This window comes from Pedococcus ginsenosidimutans (assembly GCF_039544395.1).
Classification (GTDB): domain Bacteria; phylum Actinomycetota; class Actinomycetes; order Actinomycetales; family Dermatophilaceae; genus Pedococcus; species Pedococcus ginsenosidimutans.
In genome coordinates this window covers 1-1,471 of record NZ_BAABLO010000021.1, presented here as the reverse complement: position 1 = coordinate 1,471, position 1,471 = coordinate 1, and the positions used below count along the sequence as shown (strand labels likewise).

Below are 1,471 nucleotides of genomic sequence, written 5' to 3'. Positions count from 1 at the left end.
CGTTTAGCTTTTCATGTTAAAATAAACGCAGATATTTAGTAGGCTGATCTTTTTCTGGAGACTGTTCAATTAAGTGTGTCTACTTATCTTAGCAAACTATGAAAAAAGAGAAGAAAAACGAGAAGGAAATACTAAGTCAAGAATTGTATGACCGGTTAAAAGATCACTTATATAGCAAACGTCCAGTCTTAGGAGAGGATAGCCCATTTAGTGAATTGTTACAATCGATGGTAAATCAAGTATTAGAAGGAGAAATGTCTTCCTTTATGAACGAAGAGCGAGCATCATCACGAAAGAATAAACGAAATGGGAAAACATTAAAGAAAGTGAGAACCAATAGTGGGGATATCTATGTAGAGACCCCAAGAGACCGTAATGGTGATTTTGAACCAGAACTAATAGGTAAACGGGAAAGAGAGTTAAGCAGTGGACTGGACGAACAGATATTAGCCTTATATGCCCAGGGTAATTCAATAGAGGATGTAAGGCGATTATTAATACAGATGTATGGGGTAGAGATATCGGCAGGGAAGATTTCTCAAATTACAGATAAGGTATTACCAGAGATACAAGAATGGCGCAATCGAGAGTTAAAGAGCTTTTATCCAATAGTTTATTTAGATGCTATACATTTCAAGGTTAGAAACGAAGGTAAATACAGTAGCCATGCATTCTACACCGTATATTCAGTAGACTGGCAAGGTAAGCGGGACTTACTAGGCTTATATGTTCAAGGTAGTGAGGGAGCGAGCAGATGGGGTATAATATTAGAAGATCTTAAGCGAAGAGGTATAGCAGATGTATTGGTAATGTGTACAGATAATCTAACAGGATTTTCAGAAGTAATAGGGGAAGTATTCCCAAAGACAATAGTACAAAAATGCATAGTACATCAAGTGAGAAGTTCGTTAAAATATGTGGATTCAAAAGACATCAAGAAGGTGACAATGGATTTGCGCAAAATCTATACAGCCCCGACGCTAGAACAGGCAGAGAGTGCATTGTTGGCATTTGAGGTCAAGTGGTCAAATAAATATCAGTACATTGTGGATCAATGGAGGGGTAATTGGGAAGAATTAATGGCCTATATGAATTTCAATTCAGGCATGAAAAAGATGATATATACCACCAATCCCGTGGAGGCTCTACATCGAATCATGAGGAAATTAATAAAGTCCAAAGCAGCTTGGGTCTCCCAGACTGCGCTAACCAAACAGCTGTATTTATCCCTAATGCACAATAAAAAGTCATGGGCTAAAAAGGCTAACGGCTGGACAGAAATCCAGCGTAGTATACTAGAAAAATACTCAGATCGGATATCGGAGTATATCTGAAAACAAAAGTAAGATTAGGTTCTTTCAGTCGGCCTACGGCCTCCTTCTAGAACCTAATCTTACTTCCCAAAAGAGGGAAGTAGAATAATATTATTTTTAAACAAAGACACAGTTAAATGAACTATCCCGTGGAGCGA

Annotated in this window: 1 protein-coding gene; it reads left to right on the top strand. The window is 37.9% G+C overall.

The genetic code is table 11. The features are described from left to right. The first annotated feature begins 98 nt into the window (after positions 1 to 98). Positions 99 to 1,334 carry an IS256 family transposase gene (locus tag ABEA42_RS18485; RefSeq protein WP_345505363.1) on the top strand — a complete coding sequence of 412 codons (1,236 nt, stop codon included), beginning with the start codon at positions 99 to 101 and terminating at the stop codon, positions 1,332 to 1,334. The last annotated feature ends 137 nt before the right edge of the window (positions 1,335 to 1,471 follow it).

Excerpts from the sequence above, each read along its gene's own strand:
- ABEA42_RS18485 (WP_345505363.1), top strand. The coding sequence starts at position 99 with ATGAAAAAAGAGAAGAAAAACGAGAAGGAAATACTAAGTCAAGAATTG.